A 26033-nucleotide genomic window follows, 5' to 3' on the forward strand; every position below is an offset into this window, starting at 1 on the left:
GCCGGCGCTTGGGGGTGCCGGGGCCGTGTTTCTTGGGGGGGGGGGGGGGGGGGCGGGGGGGGGGCCCCCCCCCCCCCCCCCCGGCCCCCCCCCCCCGCTCCCACAACAGCTGGCCAACAGCTGGCCAGGTCAGAGAACGGCGTAATAGACGTTATCGTCTCGCACCACCGTCAGCAGCAGCTGGCGGCCGCCTAGCGTGCCGGTTGTCGGCAAGCCCTTCACGCCGGGGACGCGGCGCTGGCCGATCTGGGCGACGATGTCTCCGTCGCGCAGGCCGGCCTGGTAGGCGGCGGAGTTCTTCTGCACGGTGCCGAGCATCACGCCATACAGGCCCTGCTGCTTCTGTTCGGGGGTGAGATCGGTGAGGGTCACGCCGGCCAGGCGCTTGTCGACCTTCGCGCCATCCAGCACCGCGAGCTTCGCGGCCTCGATCGAGGCGGTCACGTCGCGCGGCGCACCTTCGCGCTGCACGCTCAGCTTCACCCTCGAACCCAGCGGCAGCAGGCCCTCGGTATTGCGCACCTCCTGCGCCGAGCGCACCGGCTTGCCGTCGATCGCGGTGAGCACGTCGCCGGTCTGCAGGCCTGCGCCATCGGCAGGGGAGCCATTGGTGACGCTGGTGACTACCGCGCCATTCGTATCCTTAAGGCCCAGCGCCTTGGCGATCCGCGGCGTGATGTCCTGCACCTCCACGCCCAGGTTGCCGCGGCGGACCTTGCCGTAGGCCAGCAGCTGCTTCATCACCGAGGTGGCCAGGTCGGTGGGGATGGCGAAGCCGATGCCCACGTTGCCGCCCGAGGGGGTGAAGATCATCGAGTTGATCCCGACCAGCTCGCCGCGCAGGTTCACCAGCGCGCCGCCGGAGTTGCCGGGGTTGATCGAGGCATCGGTCTGGATGAAGTTCTGGATGCCCTTGCCGAGGCCCGTACGGTTCAACGCCGAAACCATGCCCGAGGTCGCCGTCTGGCCGAGACCGAACGGATCGCCGACCGCCACGACGAAATCGCCGACCTTCAATTGGGAGGAATCCGCCACCGGCAACGCCTGCAGGCCCTCAGCGGGAATCTGCAGCACCGCCACGTCGGTATCGGGATCCGTGCCAATCAGCTTCGCCTTGAAATCGCGCCCATCCTGCAGGGTCACCGTGATATCGTCCGCGCCCCCCACGACATGGTTGTTGGTCAGGACATACCCCTTGGCCGCATCCACCACCACGCCCGAGCCCAGGCTCTGCTCCACGCGCTCGCGCGGCACGCCCTGGCCGAACAGCTGGGCGATGAGCGGATCGTTGAAGTAGGCCCCCTGCGACCGCACGCGCGTCTTGGTCGAGATGTTCACGACCGCGGGCGTCACCTTGGCGAGCATCGGTGCCAGTGAAGGCACCGGCTGGCCATCGATGGCAGGCGGGATGGCGGCGAATGCGGGTGTCGCCAGGGCCATGGCGAGGGTGGTGAAGAGGGTCCGCGGGAAGAGGCGTGCGGGCATCGGTAGAACTCCTTGGCTGGTTTGCGGCAAGGCATCGCGCGCAAGCGCGCTCCCACAAGAGCTACGGGGCGGTTTTGCTGTCGTGGGAGCGCGCTTGCGCGCGATGCCTTTCCAGCAACAGCAGGGGTCAGGAAATCCCTTACGCCCTTGTGGGAGCGCGCTTGCGCGCGATGCCCTCCAGGCCTGATGAGACAGCCGGGAAATCGATCGGTTTCAACCCCTGAGATTCCCATGTCAGACACTTTACATCGGACCCCTCCGAGCGTAAGGTTCAACCCCGGCCGCAACCACAACATCTTGTGTTCCTTCGTTCGATAGTTACCAAGTGCTGGTGCTGCGGATACTCAGGTTCAAGCTTCAACCCAGCGTTTCGGAAAGGCTTTTTTGCCTCTCTACGCCGGGGTGGTAAGGGATGGTTGATTCCTCCGGGGGGAGGGACTCAACAGGTTGCGCCTACGCATACCAATAAGAACGGCCGACCCAAGGCCGAGTACTTGAGGAAAACACATACATGAGCACCGCACGCGCCCAGGCTCTCGGCCTTGAATCGGCCATTCCGCTGCAGCCCGCCTCCTACGATATCTGGGACAAGAAGTACCGCCTGAAGGCCAAGTCGGGCGCGCCCGTCGATGGCTCGGTGGACGAGACCTACCAGCGTGTCGCCCGTGCCCTCTCCGATGTGGAAGCCACCGAAGAGCTGCGCAACCACTGGTTCGAGCGTTTCCTGTGGGCGCTGCGCCGCGGTGCCATTCCCGCCGGCCGCATCACCTCCAATGCTGGCGCGCTGGAACACAAGCCCGCCACCTCCACGATCAACTGCACCGTCTCGGGCACCATCCACGATTCCATGGATGACATCCTGGAGAAGGTGCACGAGGCCGGCCTGACCCTGAAGGCAGGCTGCGGCATCGGTTACGAATTCAGCACGCTGCGCCCGCGCGGCGCATACGTGAGCGGTGCCGGCGCCCATACCTCGGGCCCGCTGTCGTTCATGGATATCTACGACAAGATGTGCTTCACCGTCAGCTCCGCCGGCGGCCGCCGCGGCGCGCAGATGGGCACCTTCGACATCAGCCACCCGGACGCCAAGGAATTCATCCGCGCCAAGCGCGAGGATGGCCGCCTGCGCCAGTTCAACCTCAGCCTGCTCATCACCGATGGCTTCATGGACGCGGTGGAGAACGACCAGGACTGGCCGACCGTGTTCCCGGTGCACGTCAAGGAACAGCACGAGATCGACCTCAACGACACTTCCAAGGTCGTGTGGCGCGAATGGCCGACCAAGCAGAACTACGTGTCCCGTGAAGACGGCCTCGTGGCCTGCAAGATCTACGGCCACATCCGCGCCCGCCACCTGTGGGACATGATCATGGTCTCGACGTATGACTACGCCGAGCCGGGCTTCATCCTGATCGACCGCGTCAACGAGATGAACAACAACTGGTGGTGCGAGCACATCCGCGCGACCAACCCCTGCGGCGAGCAGCCGCTGCCGCCGTACGGCTCCTGCCTGCTGGGCTCGGTGAACCTCACCACCTTCGTGCGCGACCCGTTCGGCCCCAAGGCCCGTTTCGACTGGGAGGAATACCGCGAAGTCGTCCGCGTGTTCACCCGCATGCTCGATAACGTGGTGGAAATCAACGGCCTGCCGCTCCCGCAGCAGCAGCACGAGATCCTGAGCAAGCGCCGCCACGGCATGGGCTTCCTGGGCCTGGGCAGCACGCTCACCATGCTGAAGATGCGCTACGGCGCCGCCGATGCCGTGCAGTTCACTGATGAAGTGAGCCGCGAGATGGCCGTGGCCGGCTGGGAAGTCGCGCTTGAGCTGGCGAAGGAAAAGGGCCCGGCCCCGGTGCTGGCCCAGACCTTCGACGTCACCGGCGACATGCTGCGCAAGCGCCCGGAGATGGTGAAGGACGGCTGGAAGGTCGGCCAGCAGATCAAGGGTTCGGAGCTGCACGCGAAGTACTCGCGCTACATGCAGCGCGTGGCCACGGTGGCCCCGGAGCTCGTCGCGGAACTGGCCAAGGTGGGCGCCCGCTTCACCCACCACTCGTCGATCGCCCCGACCGGCACCATCAGCCTGAGCCTGGCCAACAATGCCTCCAACGGCATCGAGCCGAGCTTCGCCCACCATTACTCGCGTAACGTGATCCGCGAAGGCAAGAAGTCCAAGGAAAAGGTCGAGGTCTACAGCTACGAGCTGCTGGCCTACCGCGCCCTGATCAATGGCGATGCCCTGCCGTTCTCCGAAGACCCGAAGACCCGCCTGCCGGATTACTTCGTTTCGGCCGACGACATCAGCCCGAAGGAGCACGTGGATATCCAGGCGGCCTCGCAGAAGTGGATCGACAGCTCCATTTCCAAGACCGCGAACGTCCCGACGGATTACCCGTACGAGGACTTCAAGGACATCTATTTCTACGCCTATAAGCAGGGTCTTAAGGGCTGCACGACGTTCCGTTTCAACCCCGCCGCGTTCCAGGGCGTGCTTGTCAAAGAAACCGATCTTGAGAACACCCTCTACCGCTTCGAATTGGAAGACGGTAGCGTTGTCGAATTGAAGGGTAATGACGAGGTGGAATATGACGGTGAAATGCACACCGCCGCCAACCTCTTCGATGCCCTGAAAGAAGGTTACTACGGCAAGTTCTGACCCCGCGGAGAGGGAAAAAAGTTATGACGAACGAAGAAAACCAGATCGACGAGGCGGAACTGCCCACCGGCGAGACCACCGATTCGACCGATACGACGGATACCACCGAGGCCAATGACGCCCCGGTGTCGTCCACCGAATCCGCCACGCCCGGCCACCCGCCGGTCGTCGCGAAGAAGGTCGTCAAGAAGAAGCCGGTCGCCAAGAAGGTGATCGAGCCGGCACCGACCGCCGAAGCCAGCGCCGCCGTCTCGTCCAGCGAGCCGGACTACGTCGCCGAACTCGACGGCCCGAAGATCACCGAAGACAAGCCGAAGGCCAAGCGCAAGCCGAAGCCCACCCCGGCCCTGGTGAGCCAGAAGGACATCGCCGGCGACGAAATCGCCGCGCACGAGGCAGACGAAGCCGCCGCTCCGTCGGCGCCGGTTGCGGCTCCGAAGAAGGCTGCACCGCGCAAGGCTGCCAAGAAGGCCCCGGCGAAGAAGGCTCCGGCCAAGGCCGCCGCTGCTGAACCGGCTCCGGCCAAGAAGGCTGCGAAGAAGGCTGCCCCGAAGAAGGCTGCTGCAAAGAAGGCTGCACCGGCCAAGGCTGCCAAGAAGGCCGCTCCGAAGAAGGCTGCCGCCAAGAAGGCCGCGGTGAAGAAGGCTGCTACCAAGAAGGTCGCTGCGAAGAAGGCCCCGGCCAAGAAGGCAGCAGTCAAGAAGGCCGCCGCCAAGAAGGCTCCGGCCAAGAAGGTTGCAGTGAAGAAGGCTGCCGCCAAGAAGGCCGTCAAGAAGGCAGCGGTGAAGAAGGCCGCTCCGAAGAAGGCCATCGCCAAGAAGTCGGCCGCGAAGAAGGCACCGGCACGCAAGGTCGCCCCGAAGAAGGCAGCCGGCCGCAAGGCAGCTGTCGTCGCCAAGAAGGTTGCTCGCAAGGGCGCCGCGGTGAAGAAGGTCGTCAAGAAGGCCGCCACCCGCGTCGTCAAGAAGGCTTCCACCGCCCGCAAGGCGGTCAAGAAGGCCGTAGCCAAGGTGACCCGCAAGGTCGCCGGCCGCACGGCTGCGAAGAAGACGGTCCGAAAGGCCGCTGCTCCGAAGAAGGCCGTGAAAGCGGCCAAGAGGTCCACTGCCAGCAAGACCGGCCGTACGCCGGCGCGTAAGAGCGCCGCCCGTGGCCGTCGTAAGTAAGTAGTACCCATCCGGCCCGGCGTCCGCGCCGGGCCGGATTCCACCCAGTAAGAGAAGAAGAAAAATGGCGATCAAGATCGAAAAGAAGATCAAGGGCTACGCAGTCGTGAAGCCCGAGGACAAGGCCCCCGCAGCCGCCGCACCCGCGCCGGTCAAAGAGGTCGCACCCGTCGCCGAAGTCATCCAGATGCACGAGAGCCTCGAGCGTCCGGAAACCCTGGTGGGCAACACGTACAAGATCAAGTCGCCGCTCTTCGAGCACGCGCTGTACGTCACCATCAACGATATCGTCCTCAATGCGGGCACCCCGCATGAGCAGCGCCGCCCCTTCGAGCTCTTCATCAACTCGAAGAACATGGACCACTTCCAGTGGATCGTGGCGCTCACCCGAATCCTGTCCGCCGTCTTCCGCAAGGGTGGCGACGTGACCTTTATCGTCGAAGAGCTCAAGGCCGTCTTCGACCCGCGCGGCGGCTACTTCAAGGCCGGCGGCGTCTACATGCCCAGCATCGTGGCCGAGATTGGCGCTGTCATTGAGCAGCACATGAAGTCCATTGGCCTGATCCACGATCCGGAGATGGACGAGGCGACCAAGCGCCTGATCGCGGAGAAGCGTGCGGCTTACGAGAAGGCTGCGGCCAAGCCGGCTGCTGCTGCGCCTGCTGCCTCCGCTGCCGCTCCTGTGGGAGCGGACTTGACCGCGAGCTCTTCCACCGACTCGCACACCAATGCCGCCGGCTTCCCGGCTGGCGCGACCCTTTGCGCCAAGTGCAATACCCAGGCGCTGGTGCTGATGGATGGGTGCCAGACTTGTTTGAATTGTGGGTATTCGAAGTGCGGGTGAGCTAAGTTCTATTTGTTACTAAAGAAAGGCGGCCTATGGCCGCTTTTCTTTTAGTGCTTCGGTCTGATCCGATGGAAAGGAGGGTGGAGCAATGAGTACAGACAGTGAGGGCGCCGTCGCCCTGCGTCCTAGGGCGCGAATCATGCGCACTCTCGGTGAGGAGCTGATCAGTAGTGAGACAGTAGCCGTAATTGAGTTGGTAAAGAATTCCTACGACGCAGATGCAAGCTACGTGTCGGTTTCCTTTGTCGGAGATGCCGTTGCCGGCGAAGGAGCTATAGAGGTTTGGGACGATGGCTGTGGTATGAGCCTCGATACGGTGAAGAAGGCTTGGATGGAGCCGGCCACCGCGTTCAAGAAGAAATCGAAGACGAGCCCCAGAAAGAGTAGGCGAGTTCTCGGCGAGAAAGGTGTCGGTAGGTTTGCATCCGCTCGCTTGGCTTCTGAGCTGGAGCTGGCAACCAAGGAATCCGATTCCGATCAGGAGATATACGCTTACTTTGACTGGACGCAGTTTGATCGGGACGACCTTTACCTAGATCAAATACTGATCTTTGCGGAAGGACGCGAGCCGAGCCTCATAACTGAGCAGAACTTCGATCGCGCGGGCGACGGAAGCATTCATGGCACCGTCCTTCGAATGTCGAAGCTAAAGAAGACGTGGGACGAAAATGACTATGTCGAGTTGCGCCGCGGACTCAGTCGGCTAGTCTCACCGTTTAGCGCCGATGAGTCATTCAACATATTCTTGAAGCTGCCAGGCCAAGGGAGTCATGACGACGGTCTCGTCGGTCCCCCAGAGATTCTTAACTATCCTCACTACGCAATCTCCGGGACTGTCGACGCGCACGGCGCCTTCTCATTCCAGATTGACATCTTTGCGACTGGTTATAGCTCGACTGCTACGGGCTCCTTGGTGCGTCTCAGTCCAAAGGGTGCGCTCAGTGAAGTGGCGGATCCTACACATGACATGTTTGGCGTCTTCCCGCCGCAATGCGGGCCTTTGGAATTCAGGTTGCTTGTCTGGGATCGAGATCAGCTCGATAGTGTCCAGCAGAAACTTGGAACTGGGCTTCGAAGCATTCGTCAGGATCTGAATGCGGTTGCTGGAATAAGCATCTATCGCGATGGATTTCGCGTGCTCCCATATGGTGAGCCCGATAACGATTGGCTGAGGCTCGATATGCGACGAGTCCAGAATCCGTCGCTCCGGCTTTCGAACAATCAGCTCACAGGATTTGTTCGAATAAGCGCGGACGATAACCCTGATCTCCGAGATCAGAGCAATCGGGAAGGGCTGGATAGCAACGACGCGTTCCGTGACCTCCAGGCGGTGATGACCTTCGTTCTGACAAAGATCGAAGTGCTTCGGTACCAGACTCGTCGTTCGGCCGCGGCCGGAAGAGAGGCGAATGAGTCTTTGTTGGATAGGCCTGATGTTTCCGATTTGCGCGGAAAGTTAGTAGATCGTCTTCCCGATGGTGACGAGGCATTGGATCTCTTCGAGGCAACAGTCGTTGCATGGGAACAGCAAGTGGTCGGGCTTCGGCAGGTCCTTGCGCGCTATCACTCGCTTGCTACGATCGGACAGCTCGTCGATAAATTGGTCCATAACACTCGACAACCGCTCTCAAAGATCGTCGGGCAGAGCTCGCTTGCCGCGGAAGCTATCCAGGCGGCACTTTCATCCGCGCAAGGTTCGAATGATCCATGCCTAAAGGTTCTGCGGGGTTTGGAGTTAAGAATTGATCGTGTAAAGACTGCAGCCGAAATTATTGACACGGTGCTGAAGCGAATTGAGCCGATGGGTGGGCGAAAGAAAGGTAGGCCGACAAAAGTCTATCTTGAGGAGGTTATTCGGGGCGCCTTTAAGTTGTTCGATGGAGAGATCTCGGATGGCGGGATCGATGTCACACTGCCTACGGTCTTCGGCAGCGGCGCGCTGCTGGCTCAGCTCGGTGACGTCCTGGAGTACGCCGACCAGCCGAACGAACCGGCCTTCCGCATCAAAGACGCCATCGCCCGAACCCCGCACCACCCGCTGCGCACCATCGGCGCCGCGGATGCGGAAGACACACCGGTAGCTGCCCTTCTTCGCGTCCATCGCATCGGCGAACGCCTGCGCTTCCGCAGCGCAATCGGCGGCATCGATATGCGCGAGGAATCGCTCAGCGCTGATCGGCTGGGGCATGGGCAAGCCCAGTAGCTCCGCTACGGCGTCGTCGTAACGTCGTTCGAGCGATTCGGCATCGACATGCCATACGTGCAGCTGCGCGGATTCGAGGGCAACGCGCAGGCGCGCATCGGCCAGTTCAAGCGCCTGTTGCGCGGCCACCTGCGTTGCCAGCAATTGCTCGGCACGCTCCCGCTCGTGCATGAGCTCGCGTTCGAACCGATCACGGTCCTGGGCGATGAACAGGGCCAGTTCGTGGAACATCCTGCCCGCATGCTCGCGGGCTACTGCGTTCATGACCACCGGAAAGCGAGCGCCATCGCGGTTCTTCAGTTCCAGCTTCACTTCCCGCAGTTCCCCCTGCATGCTCAGCAACGGCATCCAGTGGGTCTGGTGGAAAATACGCCCGCCCACGGTCAGGAGGTCCTGGAAGCGCCTGGTGCCTGACAGCTCGGCAGCTGTGTGGCCTATCCACTGACAGAAGGTGTCGTTGGCGTGGCGGATCGTGCCGTCCGCATCGGTTAACAGCAGGCCGCACGGTGCGGCCGCGTACAACGTTTCCAGCGGCGGCAGGTCGCCATCAGGCGTCATGTGTCACGGCCAGCGTGGCGAGGAAGGCATCCATGGCTTCGATGCACGCCTGGGGCGCACTCAGGTGCGGGCAATGGCCGACGTTGTCGATGACGCGCAACGTGCTGTCTGGCAGGTGGGCGTCGAGGTACTCGCCGACCGTGACAGGCGCGATGGGGTCGATGGACGACTGGATGATAAGGACGGGGCGAGTAAGGCGGTGCAGGTCAGCCCGGTTGTCCGAAAGGAACGTTACTTGCGCGAACTGCTTTGCGATCTCGGGATCCGTCCGGCAGAAGCTGTTCGTGAGTTCCTCGGCGAGGGCTGGCCGGCCGTTGTCGCCCATGATCACCGGCGCCATGCTGCGCGACCACCCGAGATAATTGCTGCGCAGGGTCTGCAGCAGGTCATCGATGTCATCGCGCGAGAATCCGCCGACGTAGCCGGCATCATCGATGTAGCAGGGCGAAGGGCCGATCATGACGTGGGCCAGGAACAGGTCCGGCGCGTTGGCATCGGCCAGTGCGCCGATCATGGCGCTGACGGAGTGCCCGACGAACACCACCGGCCCCTGGCCAAATTCACGAACCACATCCAGAAGATCGGCCGCGTAGCCCTGCAGGCTGGCGTACTTCTCGGGCTGGTACGCGGTGATGTCCGAACCGCCGCTGCCCACCATGTCGAACAGCACCACGCGGTACCGCTCGGCGAAGTGGCTGCCCATCATCCGCCACATGTTCTGGTCGCAGCCGAAGCCGTGTGCGAAGACGAGGGTCAGGGCCCCGTCCCCAAGGACACGCACGTTGTTTCGGATCTGGACGCTCATGGACCCTCTGTGTGGCATCGCCCGCGCCAGGCGCGGGGTCTGAACCTCTGGATAGTACCGTAGGTGGTCTGTGACCCGGCTCCGGTCATTTGCGCGTTGGACCTTGCGTCGGACTTGATAGTCAATTAGATTGACCATCAACGCCATTGACGGAGACACCGCATGCCCCGCGAAACTGCTCCCTGGTACGAAGACATCGTCGTCCCCGCGCTCCTGCGCCACGCCCGCGGCACCTATGGCTCCGCCATGCGCCGCGCGCTCGACGAGGCCGGCTACGACGATATCCCCGAGAACGGCCTCTACATCATCGGTGGACTCGCCCTGGGGGCGCCCGATGCGCCGATCGGGGCGATGGCCCAACAGCTGCGCATCACCAAGCAGGCGGCGGGGCAGCTCGTCGATACCCTGGTCATGCGCGGCTACGTCACGCGCGAGGGCGACCCGAATGATCGACGTAAGCTGGTCATCACGCTGACCGAGCGCGGCCGCGATGCGGCGAGCGTGCAAGGCGCGGCGCGCGATCGGATCGATGCGGAGCTTCATGCGCGTATCGGTGATAGCGGGATTCGCGCGTTGAAGCGTGGGCTTGCTGCGTTGATGGAAATCGGTCGGCAGGAAGAAGCGGCGTCATGACCTCGCCGGGTCGTCATGGCCCGGCTGGCCCCTCAGTGTGATCGCAGCGAAACCCCGCGCTTCAGACTGGCTTCCAGTCCTGGAACAGATCGGTGTCCGCCCGCGGACGTATCAGCCATGCTTGTATCAGCATGACCAGCCATGGCATCGCGAGTAGGGCGAACACCACGTAGGGAAGATGCCAGTTCGCGATATCTGGCCATGCCACGGTGATCTTGTACACGTCGAAGCCGCCAAAAGTCCGCCAGTAGACAAGGGCGGTCTCTGCCGCGATGCCGAACAACAAAATGACCACACCTGCAAGCCCGGCCATGCTCTCTATCGGGCCATTCGCCGATGCGTCTTGATGCAGTAGTCCTCGCCACGTTGGCGACAGTGATGTCAGCGACTCGATGACAATGCCAAAGAAAACGAATAGATCGGCGACGTACGAAAGCCAGTCTTCGAAGCTTGTCTCATCAAGAGCCATCTGGCGGAGGCTGCAGAAGCGCTGGACAGCTCCGGCAGTCGTATTGAGAAGTGGCCTATCGAGATTGTCCTTCTCATGGAGCAATTCGCCGCAGATCCCCGCAACAGAGAACTTTGTAGCGAAGACGCCGGCCGGCATAAGGTCGGAGTGACGTAACAGGCTTTGAGCGAGAGACAATTGAATCTGCGCCGCCCTGGCAGCCTGATAGGTCAGGGTGAGGGTTGTTGTCGCGCAAAAGGCAAGGATGACCAGGAAGATGGCTTTCATCCGCTCAAAGGAGCGCATGGATTGGGACCTGCCAGCTCTCATCAGTTCGCCCCGTCCTTGCAAGCCTGTGGAAGCCCGACCGAAGATTTGGGAATCGCCACCGTGGTATCCGGATCCAACGTCTTGGTGAGCATCAACGGTCCTTGTCGGTGGTGACCTGCTATCTCGGCAGGTCACCGCGAATCTTTAGTGCTCTACGAATTTGAAGTGGATACAAGGCCTCCGGCCTCACGCATCCAAAAACGTCGTCGCATGCGTCACAAACAACCCCGGATACTGATAAATCGATCCATGCCCCGAATCCGGGTAAACGATCAGCTGCGCATCCGGCATCTCATGCTGCAACGTCAGTGAGTGGATCGTCGGGATGATGGCGTCGTCGCTGCCTTGGACGACCAGCGTGGGCTGCTTGATCGACTTCAGGTAGGCAAGGCTGTCGGCTTCCGGGGTGACCCACTTGCCGATCGCTTCGCCCTGCGCGGTGATGGTCTGCTCGCTTACTTCCGGGTCGCGGTCGGTGCGTCGCCACTTCCGTTCGAGGAAGGCGAGGCCGGCCTTGCGGCTGCTCTCGGTGGGCTTGAAGTGGACATCCAGCCACAGGTGTTCCGGCGGGTCGTATGTGCCGGAGAAGATCGCGTTCGAGCGGCTGGCCGTCATATCCTGGCCGCGGTGGCCGGTACCGACCAGGATGATCTTCCGGACGAGGTCGCCGCCCTGCAGCGCGATCTCCTGCGCGACGAAGCCGCCGATGGAGATGCCCAGCACATCCACCTGCTGCAAACCCAGCGCGCGGATGAACGCAATGGCATTCGCGCCCATCTCCTGGAAGCTGGAAGGTGTCGCGCCGCTCGAGCTCGAGACACCGGCGTTGTTGAACAGGATGACTTCACGATCCTTCGCGAGCCCGTCCGTCACGGCCGGGTCCCAGTAATCCATGGTGCCGGTGTAATGCTGATTGAAGACGATCGGCACGCCGGCCTTCTTGCCGAAGCGGCGGTAGGCGAAACGAATGCCGTTGGCTTCAATGTATTGGGTCGGTGCGTCGTGGTGCGTATGCGATGACATGGGTGTGGCCTAGGCGGGGAAGGTGAGGGGATGGGGTTGCGCGGGGAATCAGAGCTTGGAGCCGCCATCGACGGACAGCGTCGTGCCAGTGACCCAGCCCGCATCCGGGGAAGCGAGGAAAAGCACCGCACCAGCGATATCCTCCGGCTGCGCGATCCGCTGCAGTGCCTGCATGCCAAGCGTGTAACGCTGGCCTTCTTCGCTGCGGGCGAACTTCGACATGTCGGTTTCCACGACGCCGGGGGCGATGGCATTCACGCGGATCTCCTTCGGGCCGAGTGCGGCAGCCATATGGCGGACCAGCGTCTCGGTGGCGCCCTTCGTCGCCGCGTAAGCCGAGAGGTTGCCCACCGCGGCACGCGCCGCCAGCGAGGTGGTGAAGATCACCGAGCTGCCCTTGCACAGCACCGGAAGCAGCTGCTGCAGCAGGAAGTACGGGCCACGCACGTTCACGGCGAACATGCGATCGAAGTCTTCAAGGGTCTGGTCCTCGAGCGTCGCGGCGGTCGATACGCCGGCGTTGTTCACCAGGATATCGAGGCGGTCGCCGACGACGCGGCGCACGGCGGCGGCGAGTTCGTGCGGGCCGTTGGGCTGGCCGAGGTCGGCCTTCACCGCGCTCGCCCGGCCACCGGCCCTGGTGATGCGTTCAACGACTTCGTTGGCTTCGTCGGGCGACGAGCTGTAGTGCACCAGCACCTGCGCACCGGCGCCGGCGAGCTTGAGTGCGATGGCGCGGCCGATGCCGCGCGATCCGCCGGTGACCAGTGCGGTCTTGCCATTCAGGGAGGTCATGAGGGGGCTCGGTAGTGGGAAGGTGTAGCAAAGGCTACGCCCGCCCATCGGGCCCCGGGAAAGACTTTGTTGGCAGCCGGGCGATGCCTCCGAGGCATCGTTACTTCTTGCGGCGCGCTGCCTTCGCCGGAGCGGGACTGCCGGAGCGCTGGCCCATGGGGCCCGCTGCGCGCACCTGGTCGATGCACGACAGGAAGGTCTTCAGCACGGGCGAAGGGTTGTCTTCGCGGTACCCGACGACGATGTCGATGGTTGGCGCGACACCCGCCAGCGGGCGGCTCACCACGGACCACGGCAACAGCGGTTCCACGTAGGCAGGTAGCAGGGCAACACCGCCGGTGGAGGCAACCAGTGAGATGCCGACGGCGAAGTTATCGATGTGGTGGCTGGGCGTGAGGTGCACGTGGCGCTTGCGCAGGTAGGTGTCGACGACGTCGCGCAGCACGTGCGGGATATCCGAGAAGCCGATGAACGTCTCGCCCGCGAGATCGCGCGGGTCGACTTCCTTGTTCGCCGCCAGGGGATGGCTGCTCGGCAGGATCGCGACGAGCGGCTCTTTCGCGATGACGCGGTAAGTGACATCCGGGCGCGGCTCGTTGCGCAGGAAGCCGAGGTCGATTTCGCCACTCTGCAAGGCATCGCCGACATCGGGCGAGTAAAGGCTCACCACCTTGAACTCGATGGAGGGGAGGTGTTCGCGTAGCACCTGGGTGACGTTGGGCAGCCAGTCGGCTTCCTGGCCCGTGAGGAAACCGACGGAGAACGTCTCCCGCGCGGGGCGTGACGCGCGGCGTGCGGCTTCGATGGCTTCCTTCGCCTGGCCGATGGCGAGGCGCGCGTGGTCCAGGAAGGCCTTGCCCGCGGGCGTGAGCTCCACGCCGCGCGTGGTGCGGGTCAGCAGGGTGGCACCCACTTCGTATTCCAGATCGCGCAGCTGCCGGCTGAGCGAGGGTTGCGAGGTATGCAGGCGCTGTTCCGCGGCGACGGTGAGGCTGCCTTCCTCCGCGACGGCGATGAAGTAACGAAGGTGACGCAACTCCATGGGGATGCCTCCGAGGCATGGCCGGGCTACCAACAAAGTCTTTTTCAGGCGGGAAGTCAAGGCGTAGCTTTTCGCCATTCCTCGCTGTTTCCCTTCCCTTGGAGATTCCCATGAGCAACCTCAGCAACAAGACCGCGTTCGTCACCGGCGCTTCCCGTGGCATCGGTGCGGGCATCGCCCGCCGCCTGGCCGCGGACGGCGCCAATGTCGCCATCACCTATACCCGCGGCGCCGAAGCGGCGGCGCAGGTCGTCAAGGCGATCGAGCAGGCCGGCGGCAAGGCCATCGCGATCCAGGCGGATGCGGCCGATGCCAAGGCCGTGGCGGCGGCGATCGAGAAGACCGTCAGCACGTTCGGCGGCCTGGATATCCTCGTGAACAACGCCGGCACGGCCATTCCCAAGCCGTTCGTCGATGCGACGCTCGAGGAGATGGACCGCGTGATCGACATCAACCTGCGCGGTGTCTTCATCGCCACGCAGGCCGCGCTGAAGTACATCCCGGATGGCGGCCGTGTGATCACCATCGGCTCGTGCGTTGGCGAGCGGATGGGCACGCCGGGCCTCGTCGCATATGCGGCGACCAAGGGCGCGGTGAAGATGTTCACCCAGGGCCTGGCCCGTGAGCTCGGCCCGCGCGGCATCACGGTAAACAACGTGCAGCCCGGCCCGATCGATACCGACCTGAACCCGGCCAACGACGAATGGGCCGCCCCGCAGATCGCGAACACGGCCCTGAAGCGCTATGGGCACGTGGATGACATCGCCGCGATGGTGTCGTTTGTCGCGGGGCCGGAAGCGGGTTATGTGACCGGTACGAACCTTACGGTGGATGGTGGGACTAACGCCTGAGTGGTTTAGGCCAACGGGGCGGTGGGGCGGAGTATGGCTTCGCCGCTTCGTTGGCTTATCGCGCGCGAGCGCGCTGCCACGAGGGCGTGGTGGGTACGTATTTATGGGGTATGTTCGCGCGGTGCCTTGAGCCCTGCGCGCGGGGGCTTAACGCTCGAGGAAGCCGGTGGGAATCCAGAACGGTGCTTCCCCGTTCGCACCCGACACCTTCGCGTTGTTGGTCTTCTTGCTCACCTCAAGCACCACGACACTGGCGCCTGCCTTCAATGGTGAGCAGGCCTTCAATGCATCGCTCGCGGATGCGACGCCCGATGCCTCACGCAAGCGCTTCACCACGTCGGCGCTATCACCCGTCGCTTTCGCCTCGACGGCGTTGGGATCGACCGTGCCCTGCTGCGTGCTCGCCGCATCGGCGGCCACCAGGTAGAGCATGAAGTTGCTATAGGCAGCCAGGGCATCCGTGGAGCAGACGGCTACCGGTTCGCCAGGAGCGCTATATGTGGTGACATGCTCGCCGACATCGCAGGCGTCTTCGCGGCAGGTGGTTGCCGTCGCGGAGGTGGCGATGAGGGTTAGGGCGAGCGAGGCGAGGATCGTTGATTGGCGGGGCATCTAGGAGACTCTTGGGGAGCTTGGTCTGTCCGGGTTTGTGGGGACTATAGCCGGTTGGGCGGGCTTCGGGCCGCGCCATCCGGACAGTGACCTGTTCCGGCATTTTCAGAATTTTCCTCTAGTTTGGCCCAGGGTCGTTGGCTAGACTTCGGGCGATCGATACCCCTATGGAGTTGGTATGGCAAGGATTCCCATGGCCGCTGTCCTGTTTGCGGCTAGCGCGTGCACCTTTGCGAGCGGGCGTCCGCCCACCGTATCGGCGCCACCGGAAGTCGTGGCTTCCGCTCCCGCGGGGACGACGATCGTTGCCTTTGCTAGCAGCGGGGGCCAGCCAGATGCCGACGCCGTTGCCGTGTTCGAGAGCGCTCCCGACAAGGACGATGTGCGATATCGAACGCTCGTGGTGTTCGGGAAGAGAGAGGGAGCGTTCGTTCCGGAGTTCGCCAATGAGAAGATCATTGGCTGCTCTAAGTGCACGCAGTTCCATGATGATCCGTTCTGGCCGAAGCATCTTGAGGTCACGGCCGGGCATATCCTGGTCGACCAGTTCGACAGTGGCCAGAAGCCTTCTACCACGACGATCGAGCTGGTCCGTAAAGACGGGGCCTGGCGGGTGTCGACGGCCGAGCGGCAGACCGTCGACGGTGGTGATGGAGCTACGTCACTGAAGAAACTTCCCTTGCCAGCATCAGGCCTCGCCAAGGATTTCGATGGCGAGTGGGGTATCCCGATTGTGTTGAACACCCTCATGATCAATCACAAGAACGGCAAGTTCATGCTGTATCACGGTGGAAGTACACCGGAGCAGGTCTGGCAAACACTTAGGTCGGACTGCAACAAGCAGGACTGCGCGATCCTGGTCCAACAGCAAGATGGGTGTATTTCTCTGGTGAAGGGTGCCGATGGCCGGTTCTTCGGCGCTGGCACGCAGGACCCCCGTGACAAGAAGGCAGCGATCGGGAAGGCCATGGATGCGTGCAATGCGTCAGGCGGTAAGCAGTGTGAGGCGATTCGCACTGATTGCAATCGAGGTATCTGACGGCCATGCTGAGAATGAACGCGCTTTTCGCCTTTGCGACCCTCATGGCGGTAGTGAGCGCGCATGCCGCGACGCAGAAGCCTGCTCCGGCCGTGCCACAGGAAGTCGCCGCTGAAGCGCCTGCTGGATCGACGCTATTGGCCTTCACGTCGAGTGGTAGTCAACCGAACGCCATCGCCGCAGTCGTGTTCCAGGGCCCAGCTACCAAGAACGACGCGCGTTATCGCACCCTGATTGTGTTCGCGAAGAAGGATGGAAGGTTCACTCCTGAATTCTCGAGCGACAAGATTCTGGGCTGCTCGAAATGCACTCAGTTCCATGACGATCCCTTCTGGCCGGACGGCATTAACGTGGAGCCGAGTCGCATTACGATCAACCAAGGTGATGGCGGCGAGACACCAAGCGTGACATCGATACGTCTTGTCCGTCGGGACGATGCCTGGAAGGTCGAAAGTGCAACCCGCGAGGTCGTGCGCGGAGGGCGCGGTGAGGCCAGGGCCGAGGATATCGCGCTTCCCGCGTCTCGCCTGGCGAAGGATCTGGACGCAGGGTGGGCCGTCCCAGTCTTCTACAACACGATCGTCGTCAACAACACGACCGGTCGATTTATCTTCCGCCACCAGACGCCTACCCCTGATGGCGTGTGGGACGAGGTCAAAGGCCGCTGCAACAAGCAAGAGTGCTCGATCCTCGTACAGCGGCAGGATGGATGCATATCCCTAGTTCAGGACTCGTCAGCAAGATCGTTTGGCGGCGGGACGCCGGATGTTGGGAACGAGCGCGCGGCCTCGGCGAAGGCTATGGCTGCCTGTGAGGCGGCGGGAGGACAGCATTGCAAGGTGATTCGCACCGATTGCGCCAGGGGAATGTAAGGGAAGGCTTTGTGGAGAAAGGAATGCAGCCTTGGAAAGTCCGCTATGTGTTCATAACAGTCGTTCTTATATGCATGGTCCCGACAACCTCTCGCTCTCAAGCGCTGCCGGGGGAGCCGACAGCGCTGGACGACAGGGCGGTCTTCTTGGGGCTTCGGCCGAGCTATCAGAAGTGCCTCGACGCCGCTGATGCTGGTATGCCCACGATGATTCGCTGTAGTCAGGTGGAGTACGCCTACCAAGACCGGCGATTGAATGCGGCCTACAAGCGCCTTTTGGCGAAGCTCGATGCAACAGATCGAAGAGCGCTGCTAGCCGACGAGCGTGCCTGGATCAAGGAAAAGGAATACGACTGCGCTCTACCGCCCGAGCCAGGTCAGGGACATGTTCTTGACGCGGTGGCTTGTTCGGTGGACTACACGGCGCGAAGGGCTACGGTGCTGGAGCGTCGTCTAACGAAGTAGCGGTATAGCGTAGGCGGAAGGAAGCTTGGGTGCTCTACAGCAGCATGTTCCGCCATCCGTTTCAGTCCCGCGGAACACGGTGCTTCGATGAATCTCTTAAGGGCATAGGTATGTCGCCAAGGTCTCTCTTGTTCATATTTATGTCGGCCGTGATCGCGTTCACGTCGTTCCCTGGCCACGCGCAGGAGGCGGATGGTGAGCCCGCCGATCTGGACGAGCAGGCAAAGTACCTCGGATTTCGGCCGTCGTACTACGCGTGCATCGATCAAAGTGACGGGTCGATGCCGTCGTATCAGCGCTGCGCTGACCTCGAGCTTGTCTACCAGGAAAGGCGTCTGAACCGAATCTACGGGAAGCTGATCAAGTCCCTTCCGCCCGACGGACGCGTGTCCCTCCATGACGAAGAGCTCGCGTGGATTGCCGACAAGGAAGCAAAGTGCGGCATGCCAGATAGCCCAGGGCAAGGTCAGGCTCTCGATTCCACAGCGTGCGCGGTGACGGAAACGGCGCGTAGGGCGCGAACTCTAGAGCATCAGCGCTATTCCGGAGGGCAGGAATGAGAACGCAGCCTCGGTGAAAGCCATGGCCGCCTGCCAGGCGGCGAGCGGAGAGCGGTGTAACGTGATTCGCACAGCTTGTGGCCCCGCCAGCCCCATGGTGGCGAAAGGCCCACCCTAGGCAACGTAACTCATAGCATGGCCTTTCCAAGTCTCGACCATTTCCGACAAGCCCACCAGAGACTGGCAAGTAATGGTCCGCATGGAATCCCCCTCCAGGAGCATCGGTCCGTGAACACCAGCATGACCATCAAGACAGCCGCCGGCGAGTTCTCCGCTTATGTGGCCTACCCGGAAGCCGACAAGGCGCCCGCCGTAGTCGTCCTCCACGAAGTCTTCGGCGTCAACGAGGACGTCCGCCTCACCTGCCAGGCCCTGGCAGCGCAAGGCTTCATTGCCATCGCACCTGATCTGTTCTGGCGGCAGGAGCCCGGTGTCGATCTCAGCGTCACGTCGGAGTCCGACTGGAAGAAGGGGCTGGCGCTCTATATGGCTTATGACCGCGATGCCGGCGTCTCCGATGTCGCGGCTACCATCGCGGCTGCGCGGGAACTGCCTCGGTGCACCGGCCATGTCGCCGTCATGGGTTATTGCCTTGGTGGCCTGATGGCGTTTCTCACCGCGGCGCGCGGCAAGGTGGATGCAGTCGTGGCGTTCCATGGGGGCGATACCGAGAAGTATCTCGATGAGGCCTCTTCGGTCAGTGCGCCTTTCCTGATGCACCTGGCCGGGGCCGATGAATTCATCAGCACGGCGGCCCAGGCGCAGATCAAGGCGGCGTTCGCGGGTATGCCGAACGTTACGATTTATACGTACGAGGGCTGCAATCACGCCTTCTCCCGCCATGGTGGCGCGCATTACGATGCGGCGGCGGCCAAGATGGCCAATGACCGCACCTGGGCATTCCTGAAAGAGAAGCTCGGATAAGGTGCGAGGCGCCAGGGTCGTCCGCGGCTCTGGCGCGCCCGGCCGGGTGGGGAGCGGCCCTGTTATCCTCTCCCCAGCGAATCGCCAGTCGACAGGGAGCCGTTGATGTCTGAAGCGTCAGATCGTGTGGAGCGCAAGCGATTCCTGAAGCAGGCATTGCCCCTTGTCATTGCGCTCGTGCTTGCCGTGCTTTACATCATCTCGCTGCATCCATGGTCCGGCATGCTTGGGGGAGCTTTCTTCTTCCTGTTTGCGTCCTGGGTGATTCCGTCGGCCATCAACCTCCTGCTGTCGTACTTCGTTGTCTCGTTCATCAGGGTCGGGCGGCTGTGGAAGATTCCTCTATTCGTGGCCGTGTCGTTCCTCCTGGGAATGAACACGTTGCTTGTTCCGCTATTCGCGCGCCCGCCGCCACAGCCCAGTACGTCCGATGTTTATCGCCCCCTGCATATCAAGGCGGATACGGATGTCGATGAGGGGCTGATGAGCGCACGGATTCCCGGCGAGGTGTACAACACATATATGTATAGCCCGCTCGGCGTGCACGTGGCGGGCAATGAGGGCTGCATGTGCATGTGGATGACACCACCCGTGGGCCAGACCACCGAGTGGCAGGTGTGGGATGTCATCAACGGCTATCTGGGGCATAGGCGCTCGATGTCGGGAACGACCTATATTGCTCCGGGCTTGAGGAACATGGCGGTAGGTGGCGTGCATTTCGACGTGCGGTTCCTGCGGGGGAAGGAACCTGACACGGTCGACCTCCTGATGACCGTCTATGACGGCCTCGAGCCGACCGCGAAATTCACGCAGTCAGGCATCCCTGTTTGGAGTACTGAGCCGGATCATGGGCATCCGGACACCATATCGACGTATGGCTTTTTGCCAAATGCCGAGAACATGCTCTGGCGGCGTAACTTCTGGGCGCTCTATTTCGAGAACGATATGTCGGCCTTTTCGAAGGCCCCGCTCAAGGCGTTCCTGCGGCGGGCCGTGGTCAGGGACTGAGGAGCCGAGGTCGGCCGCCGCCCCGGCGACGGCAGCCCGCAACACACCCATGTCTTCCGGCACAGGTGTGTTGGTGAAGTAACACACCAATATAGACTCTGCGGCGAGCCTGCCGTTTCCCCGAGCCCAAACCATGCCATGCGAGCTGTCCGTCCAGGACGTCCATTACCGCTATCCCAATAAGCACCAGGCCGTGGCCGGGCTGGATTTCCGCATGGCTACCGGGGTGTTGGGGCTTCTGGGCCCTAATGGAGCTGGGAAATCCACCCTGATGCGGATCCTTTCCACGCTGACCCGGGCCGGTGCCGGGAAGGTGCTGTGGAATGGCCAGGACATCGCCCACTCGCCCGATGCGCTCCGTTCCGAGCTCGGCTATCTCCCGCAGGATTTCGGGGTGTACCCGACGCTCACGGCCCGGGAGTTCCTGGCTTACCTGGCGGCGGTGAAAGGCTTGCCGGTGGCATTGGCTCGCACCCGCGTCGAGGCCTGCCTGGCCATGGTCGGCCTGGAAGACGCTGCCGATCGGCGGCTGGGTGACTTCTCCGGTGGCATGCGTCAGCGGGTGGGTATCGCCCAGGCGCTGTTGAACGACCCGCGGCTGCTGATCGTCGATGAACCGACCGTGGGCCTGGACCCCGAGGAGCGCCTGCGCTTCCGCCACCTCATCACCGACCTGGCCGCGGATCGCCTGATCATCCTTTCCACGCACATCGTCTCGGATGTGGAGGCGAGTGCGACGGCGTTGGCGGTGATGTCGAAAGGGCGGCTGCCGTTCTTCGGCTCGCAGGACGACCTGGTCGCCCAGGCGGAAGGGAAGGTGTGGGAATGGCTGGTGCCCGAGCACGCGCTGGCGTCGGCGCGGGCTTCCTTCACCGTGAGCAGTTCCCTCCGCCGTCCGGAGGGTGTGCGCCTGCGGATCGTTGCGGACGCCGCGCCCTCAGCCGACGCGGTGTCGTGCAAGCCGACCCTAGAGGATGCCTACCTGTGGTTGCTGGCCCGCGCGGAGGCGCGCTGAACATGGAGGCGCTGCGTCGTTTCATGGCGATCGTGGTGGCCGACCTGCGCGAGCGTAGCCGGACGCCGCGCTTCTGGATCGTGCTGGGGCTAGTGGCGTGGGCTACGTGGGGATGCTTCCCGTCGTTGCAGAGCGGGATGGTGTCGGTGAGCTTCGGCGATAACGCGCGGGGTGCGTATTCCAGCGCGTGGGTCGGGATGACCGTGGGGCTGATCCAGGCCACGCTGCTTTCGCTGGTGGGCTTCTATCTCGTACGCGGGACGCTGGTGCGCGACTTCGATACACGCGTGTGGCAGCTGCTGGTGGCGACGCCGATGACGCGTTCCGCTTACCTGCTGGCGAAGTGGGCGAGCCACATGGCGGTGTTCTCGCTGCTGCTGTTCGCCAGCGTGGCGGTGGGTCTTGTCGCGCAATGGGTGCGGGCTGAAGATCGCGCCATCGATCTCGTTGAGCTGTGCAAGCCCGCCGTGCTGCTGGCCTTGCCTTCGCTGGCCTTCACCGCGTTCCTCGCGGTGCTGTTCGACCTGGTTCCCTGGACACGTCGCACCCTCGGCAATGTCCTGTACTTCTTCGTGTGGACGACCGTGCTGGCGGTCAGCGCGAACCTGCTGGAGAAGAACGGCGTTCCGAACGCGAGCCCGTGGCTGAGTGATCCGGGCGGCATGATCATGGCCGGCCGCGACCTGATCCACGGGCTCGCCAGCACGGCGCCGTGGGTGGATACGCACTCGCTGAGCGTCACCATCCCCATGGGCGATCCGGTGAAGGTGCGACTGTTCGCGTGGACGCATTGGACGCCGAATACGGAAGCTGCACTCGGCCGCGTGCTGTGGGTGGTGTTGCCGATGCTGGGTGTCGCTGCGCTGGCGCCGCTGCTCGATCGTGCGGCGGCGCGGACGCAGGCGGCAAAGGCGCGTGCGAACAGTGGGCGGCGGCTGCGCTGGCTCGATAAGGCGCTCGGCTTCCTTGATTACAGCGCTACGGGCCGGCTTGTCTCGGCTGAGCTCAAGGGCGTGCTGCGTGCACGGGTTGGGTGGTGGTGGCTGGCCCTGGCGATCTCGTGGGGAGTGCAAGCCGCGGGGTCGAAGGATGCAATGACCATTGCGGTGATCGTTGCGTGGCTTGCGAGTACCGATGTGTTCTCGCGAGCGATCTTGCGTGAGCGGAGTGCGGGTACTGGGGCGCTGGTGTTTACGGCGGTGGGGGCGGCGAAGCGGTTGCTTGTGGCGCGGGTTAGCGTGTCGTTGGTGTTGGCGCTATTCGCTGCATTGCCGGCGTTGGTTCGGTTGGGTGTGGGGCATGACGCGGCGGCGGTCGTGTTGTTGCTCTTGGCTGTGCAGGTGGCGCTGTTTGGGTTGGCGTTTGAGGTGGTGTTCAGAAGCCCGCGGCCGTTTGAGCTTGGGCTTGTGGTGGTGGGGTATATGGGGGTGCAGGGGCAGGGGCCTTTGGCGTTTGCTGCGGCTTCGTCGGGGCCTGCTCCCTACCTGGTGATGATTGCGGCATCGATGGGCGTGCTCGTCGTGGGCTGGGGATTGATGACCTCAAATGCCGTGATTGCGCAACGACTCCCTAAATTCAGCGGACTTTTCAGAAAATTCGCGTATCGAGGCTGATAGTGGCGGTCGCCGGCAGCGACGTGCTTCCGCCGCAATGAGAGCATTCGGCAACCCACGCACTTTGAGCACAAGATCTGAACCACATGTCGTGAGCAAGCTCATTCCGCAAAAACCCAGCTTGTAAGGACAGGCCCATGAAACGCATCTTGCTTGCCGTAACCTTGAGCCTCGCCCTTGACGGTGCCTTCGCTTCAACTGAAGTGAATGCCCAGGACGCCACCAGCACCACCCGCAAACAACTCTCCCGCCACGACCTGAGCATCCCCGGCTTCGAGGAATACCAGGTGCGTGTCGATTTCCCCAAAGGAACGATGGCCCCGAACCATCGCCACCCGGGCGAGGAAATCATCTACGTGATCGAAGGCCAGATCGAGTACCAGCTCGAAGGCCAGGCGCCAGTCACCCTTAAGGCGGGCGACGTGTTGTTCGTTCCAGCCCGTACCGTGCACAGCGCGAAGAACGTGGGCACGGACAATGCCGCGGAGCTGGGCACGTATATCGTGCCGACGGGAAAGCCGCTCAGCGAATTGGTGAAGTAGCCTACCCGAGGTAGCGCTTGATCAACTGCAACACCTGCCCGGCCTCCGCCTCCCGCACAGCCTCATCCTTCTCGACCACCACATGCTGGTGCAGGTGGTCTCCCAGCAGCTCGACCATCAGCCCCTGCGATGCGCCGCGGATCGCGGCCGCCTGCGTGAGCACATCGAGGCAGTCCGCATCGCCTTCCAGTGCGCGTTCCAGCGCCTCCAGCTGGCCTTTCAGGCGGCGGACGCGGGTGACGAGGCGGGACTTGTTCTGGTTCACATGGGACATGGGCGTATACCCCCTAGGGGTATATGGGTTAGGATGCCGACACGGTAGCCCAGAGAGTCCCCCATGTCCATCGAACAAGCCGCCCCGGCGTTCGTGCATAGCCATGCCTTCAACGAGGGCAACCCGCTGGCCGAGCGCAACACACGCCGTGCCGTGTACCTCACCGCCGCGATGATGGTCATCGAGATCGTCGGCGGCTGGTACTACAACTCCATGGCATTGCTCGCGGATGGCTGGCACATGAGTTCGCACGCCCTTGCCCTGGGTCTATCGGCCTTCGCGTACGCCTGTGCGCGCCGTTTCGCCCACGACGGTCGGTTCGCCTTTGGCACCTGGAAGATCGAGGTGCTGGGCGGGTACTCGTCGGCGATCCTGCTACTCGGCGTTGCTGGGCTGATGGCGTTTCAGTCGTTCGAACGGCTGCTCAACCCGTTGCCGATTCACTATGAGCAGGCGATCGCCATTGCTGTCGTGGGCCTCATAGTCAACCTGGCATGTGCGTGGCTGCTGCGTGATAACCACGACCATCACCACCATGGGCACGGCCAGGACCACGGTCATCATCACGCCGATCACGGTCACGATCACGGACACCACCATCACGACCTCAACCTGCGTTCCGCCTACATGCACGTGATCGCCGATGCGGCCACCTCCGTCCTGGCTATCGTCGCGTTGATCGCTGGCATGATCTGGGGCGCTCGCTGGCTGGACCCGGTGATGGGCCTGGCGGGCGCCGTGCTGGTTACGGTGTGGGCCTGGGGATTGCTGCGCGACACCGGCCGCGTCCTGCTCGATGCGGAGATGGATGCGCCGGTGGTCGCGGAGATTCGCGAGGTGATCGACGAAGACCCCAACGCGGCCGTGATTACCGACCTGCACGTGTGGCGGGTCGGGAAGGGCCAGTATGCGGTGGTCCTGAGTCTGGTCACGGACGCGCCCGTCAATGCGGAGTACTACCGCAAGGCGCTATCTGTCCACGACGAACTCGCGCACGTCACGGTTGAAGTGAACCGGGCGGCGTAAAGGCTACTTCGTCGCGGTGGAGTGAGCCTGCCTGGCCTGCTTCGCCGCAATCTCCAGCGCCAGATCAATCGCATCAATGACGATCTCCGGCCGGTCGTAGTTGATGCTGTGGGTGCTGCGCGGAACGATCCAGTTCGTGCCATGCGTCGACATGGCGGCCACTTCGTTATGTAGCTGCTCCCAGTCCACGGTGCGTCTGTCCTGGATGGACTGCGGCGTGCCTTTGCGGGCAGGGATGGGCGCATGCGTGAGCATGATGATGGGCATGTCGCCGAAGTCGCGGCGGGTGGCACGGGTTTCGTCCGCGCTGACGGTGTCGAAGTTGGCCATCTCCGATGCGAAGGCCTTCTGCCACTTCAGTGACGCCGTCCCGGACAGGGTCGCGTCGGTAATGGCCTGGTCTACGCCTTCGTACATCGTGCCGACGCAGGGTTCGAAGGCGGGCGAGCCCTTGGGGATCGAGCCGCTCTTCGCGGCGGCGACGCAATCCGGCTGGGGCTCGGCGTCGTGGTGGGCCTGCTGTGGCAGCTCTTTCGCTTCTAGCGCTTCGCGCTCCTTTGCCTTTCGGGTCTGGTCCTCGTGCGAACCATCCACGATGACCATGCCGACGACTTCATCGCGGTAGCGATCTGCAAATACCCGCACGGCCATGCCAGCGGCAGAATGCCCGACGAGAAGATAGGGCGGTTTGATGTGGGCGACGTTCAAGGCCTTGTGGATATCGTCTACGTCATTCCCGGAAGTAGAGGGCCGATCGGACGCATCGCTGTAACCCAGGCCCGCGCGGTCGTACGAGCAGGTCATGTGCGTCTTGCTGATCTCCGGCTGCACTCGCGCCCAGGCGATGGTCGAGTCGTTCATGCCGGCATCGAAGATGACGACCGGTGAGCCTTTGCCCCGGCAGTAGAGATTCAGGTGCCTGCCGCCGATATCGACGAGGCGGGCGGGGCCAAGGTAGACGGGGTCGGTGACCAGCGGGAGGGGAGGCTGCCCTGCTGCGAATGCCGTGGTGGCGATAGCTAGGCTGGCAGTCGCCGCGAGGGCGGCGAGTCGTTGCTTGGTCATCCGTCTTCCCCTATTACCCGTCGATGGGTCGTCGGTGAGGATGCCAGTTGCGGGCATCGGCCGCTAGCGCGATCCGTGCCGGTTACGGTGTTTGTGGGAGCGCGCTTGCGCGCGATGGGTGCTCGCGGCCACGCCCCTACCGCCGCAACCCGCCCCCCAAAATAAGGATAAACAAAA

At 63.0% G+C, this 26033-nt stretch carries 25 protein-coding genes and 1 pseudogene; 16 read left to right on the forward strand and 10 right to left on the reverse strand.

The window, feature by feature from the left end; genetic code table 11:
- Positions 1-129: 129 nt before the first annotated feature.
- Entirely contained in the window at positions 130-1485 is a 1356-nt protein-coding gene (locus ACZ6YI_RS17090) for a Do family serine endopeptidase (RefSeq protein WP_465779708.1), read from the reverse strand.
- A gap of 511 nt (positions 1486-1996) precedes the next feature.
- Between ACZ6YI_RS17090 and ACZ6YI_RS17095 the strand changes: the two genes are divergently transcribed.
- The 4 genes and pseudogenes from ACZ6YI_RS17095 to ACZ6YI_RS17110 all read left to right on the forward strand — a co-directional run.
- Complete coding sequence (locus ACZ6YI_RS17095) at positions 1997-4141, forward strand: adenosylcobalamin-dependent ribonucleoside-diphosphate reductase (RefSeq protein ID WP_465779709.1); 2145 nt, start codon at positions 1997-1999, stop codon at positions 4139-4141.
- A 23-nt stretch (positions 4142-4164) separates the two neighbouring features.
- Entirely contained in the window at positions 4165-5307 is a 1143-nt protein-coding gene (locus ACZ6YI_RS17100; RefSeq protein ID WP_465779710.1) for a hypothetical protein, read from the forward strand.
- A 64-nt stretch (positions 5308-5371) separates the two neighbouring features.
- Complete coding sequence (locus ACZ6YI_RS17105) at positions 5372-6151, forward strand: TSCPD domain-containing protein (protein WP_465779711.1); 780 nt, start codon at positions 5372-5374, stop codon at positions 6149-6151.
- A gap of 142 nt (positions 6152-6293) precedes the next feature.
- Positions 6294-6662: pseudogene (locus ACZ6YI_RS17110) on the forward strand (ATP-binding protein); the annotation flags it as partial.
- A 1227-nt stretch (positions 6663-7889) separates the two neighbouring features.
- Here the strand turns inward: ACZ6YI_RS17110 and ACZ6YI_RS17115 are convergent.
- Positions 7890-8915, reverse strand: a complete 1026-nt coding sequence (locus ACZ6YI_RS17115; protein WP_465779712.1) for a PAS domain-containing protein — start codon at positions 8913-8915, stop codon at positions 7890-7892.
- Positions 8905-9720: an alpha/beta fold hydrolase gene (locus ACZ6YI_RS17120; protein WP_465779713.1), complete on the reverse strand. Its 816-nt coding sequence runs from the start codon at positions 9718-9720 to the stop codon at positions 8905-8907. The genes ACZ6YI_RS17115 and ACZ6YI_RS17120 overlap by 11 nt, the downstream gene beginning before the upstream one ends.
- 162 nt (positions 9721-9882) lie before the next feature.
- Between ACZ6YI_RS17120 and ACZ6YI_RS17125 the strand changes: the two genes are divergently transcribed.
- The gene (locus ACZ6YI_RS17125; RefSeq protein WP_465779714.1) at positions 9883-10353 is read left to right on the forward strand and encodes a MarR family winged helix-turn-helix transcriptional regulator; all 471 of its coding nucleotides are present in this window, start codon (positions 9883-9885) and stop codon (positions 10351-10353) included.
- Between the two features lie 61 nt (positions 10354-10414).
- Here ACZ6YI_RS17125 and ACZ6YI_RS17130 read toward each other — a convergent pair whose 3' ends face one another.
- The 4 genes from ACZ6YI_RS17130 to ACZ6YI_RS17145 form a co-directional block, all read right to left on the reverse strand.
- Entirely contained in the window at positions 10415-11107 is a 693-nt protein-coding gene (locus tag ACZ6YI_RS17130; protein WP_465779715.1) for a hypothetical protein, read from the reverse strand.
- Positions 11108-11317: 210 nt separating this feature from the next.
- A complete protein-coding gene (locus ACZ6YI_RS17135; protein WP_465779716.1) occupies positions 11318-12154 on the reverse strand; it encodes an alpha/beta fold hydrolase in 837 nt (278 codons plus the stop codon).
- A 48-nt stretch (positions 12155-12202) separates the two neighbouring features.
- On the reverse strand, positions 12203-12949 hold the full coding sequence (locus ACZ6YI_RS17140; protein WP_465779717.1) for an SDR family NAD(P)-dependent oxidoreductase: 747 nt from the start codon (positions 12947-12949) through the stop codon (positions 12203-12205).
- Between the two features lie 100 nt (positions 12950-13049).
- Positions 13050-13991: a LysR family transcriptional regulator gene (locus ACZ6YI_RS17145; RefSeq protein ID WP_465779718.1), complete on the reverse strand. Its 942-nt coding sequence runs from the start codon at positions 13989-13991 to the stop codon at positions 13050-13052.
- 110 nt (positions 13992-14101) lie between these two features.
- Between ACZ6YI_RS17145 and ACZ6YI_RS17150 the strand changes: the two genes are divergently transcribed.
- Positions 14102-14842, forward strand: coding sequence for a 3-oxoacyl-ACP reductase family protein (locus ACZ6YI_RS17150; RefSeq protein ID WP_465779719.1), 741 nt, complete (start codon positions 14102-14104; stop codon positions 14840-14842).
- Positions 14843-14989: 147 nt separating this feature from the next.
- Here ACZ6YI_RS17150 and ACZ6YI_RS17155 read toward each other — a convergent pair whose 3' ends face one another.
- Positions 14990-15454, reverse strand: coding sequence for a hypothetical protein (locus tag ACZ6YI_RS17155; RefSeq protein ID WP_465779720.1), 465 nt, complete (start codon positions 15452-15454; stop codon positions 14990-14992).
- Positions 15455-15647: 193 nt separating this feature from the next.
- On the opposite strand from ACZ6YI_RS17155, the gene ACZ6YI_RS17160 reads away from it, so the two are divergent.
- From ACZ6YI_RS17160 to ACZ6YI_RS17200, 9 genes are all read left to right on the forward strand, one after another.
- A complete protein-coding gene (locus tag ACZ6YI_RS17160) occupies positions 15648-16493 on the forward strand; it encodes a DUF4189 domain-containing protein (RefSeq protein WP_465779721.1) in 846 nt (281 codons plus the stop codon).
- A gap of 5 nt (positions 16494-16498) precedes the next feature.
- A complete protein-coding gene (locus ACZ6YI_RS17165; protein ID WP_465779722.1) occupies positions 16499-17365 on the forward strand; it encodes a DUF4189 domain-containing protein in 867 nt (288 codons plus the stop codon).
- 74 nt (positions 17366-17439) lie between these two features.
- Positions 17440-17829 (forward strand): lysozyme inhibitor LprI family protein, encoded by a 390-nt coding sequence (locus tag ACZ6YI_RS17170; protein ID WP_465779741.1) that lies wholly within the window; start codon positions 17440-17442, stop codon positions 17827-17829.
- 140 nt (positions 17830-17969) lie between these two features.
- Entirely contained in the window at positions 17970-18389 is a 420-nt protein-coding gene (locus ACZ6YI_RS17175; RefSeq protein WP_465779723.1) for a lysozyme inhibitor LprI family protein, read from the forward strand.
- A gap of 228 nt (positions 18390-18617) precedes the next feature.
- Positions 18618-19313, forward strand: coding sequence for a dienelactone hydrolase family protein (locus tag ACZ6YI_RS17180; protein WP_465779724.1), 696 nt, complete (start codon positions 18618-18620; stop codon positions 19311-19313).
- Between the two features lie 105 nt (positions 19314-19418).
- Positions 19419-20321: a hypothetical protein gene (locus tag ACZ6YI_RS17185; protein WP_465779725.1), complete on the forward strand. Its 903-nt coding sequence runs from the start codon at positions 19419-19421 to the stop codon at positions 20319-20321.
- 133 nt (positions 20322-20454) lie between these two features.
- Positions 20455-21336: an ABC transporter ATP-binding protein gene (locus ACZ6YI_RS17190; protein WP_465779726.1), complete on the forward strand. Its 882-nt coding sequence runs from the start codon at positions 20455-20457 to the stop codon at positions 21334-21336.
- A gap of 2 nt (positions 21337-21338) precedes the next feature.
- The gene (locus tag ACZ6YI_RS17195) at positions 21339-22949 is read left to right on the forward strand and encodes an ABC transporter permease (RefSeq protein ID WP_465779727.1); all 1611 of its coding nucleotides are present in this window, start codon (positions 21339-21341) and stop codon (positions 22947-22949) included.
- A gap of 137 nt (positions 22950-23086) precedes the next feature.
- On the forward strand, positions 23087-23491 hold the full coding sequence (locus tag ACZ6YI_RS17200) for a cupin domain-containing protein (protein ID WP_465779728.1): 405 nt from the start codon (positions 23087-23089) through the stop codon (positions 23489-23491).
- Between the two features lies 1 nt (position 23492).
- Here the strand turns inward: ACZ6YI_RS17200 and ACZ6YI_RS17205 are convergent, their stop codons facing one another.
- Positions 23493-23765, reverse strand: a complete 273-nt coding sequence (locus ACZ6YI_RS17205; RefSeq protein ID WP_440329998.1) for a metal/formaldehyde-sensitive transcriptional repressor — start codon at positions 23763-23765, stop codon at positions 23493-23495.
- A 63-nt stretch (positions 23766-23828) separates the two neighbouring features.
- On the opposite strand from ACZ6YI_RS17205, the gene dmeF reads away from it, so the two are divergent.
- The gene (gene dmeF / locus ACZ6YI_RS17210; RefSeq protein ID WP_465779729.1) at positions 23829-24791 is read left to right on the forward strand and encodes a CDF family Co(II)/Ni(II) efflux transporter DmeF; all 963 of its coding nucleotides are present in this window, start codon (positions 23829-23831) and stop codon (positions 24789-24791) included.
- 3 nt (positions 24792-24794) lie between these two features.
- On the opposite strand, the gene ACZ6YI_RS17215 is transcribed toward dmeF, so the two are convergent.
- Positions 24795-25856, reverse strand: a complete 1062-nt coding sequence (locus ACZ6YI_RS17215) for an alpha/beta fold hydrolase (RefSeq protein WP_465779730.1) — start codon at positions 25854-25856, stop codon at positions 24795-24797.
- Positions 25857-26033 lie beyond the last annotated feature (177 nt).

The organism is Luteibacter sp. NPDC104163 (assembly GCF_055584245.1).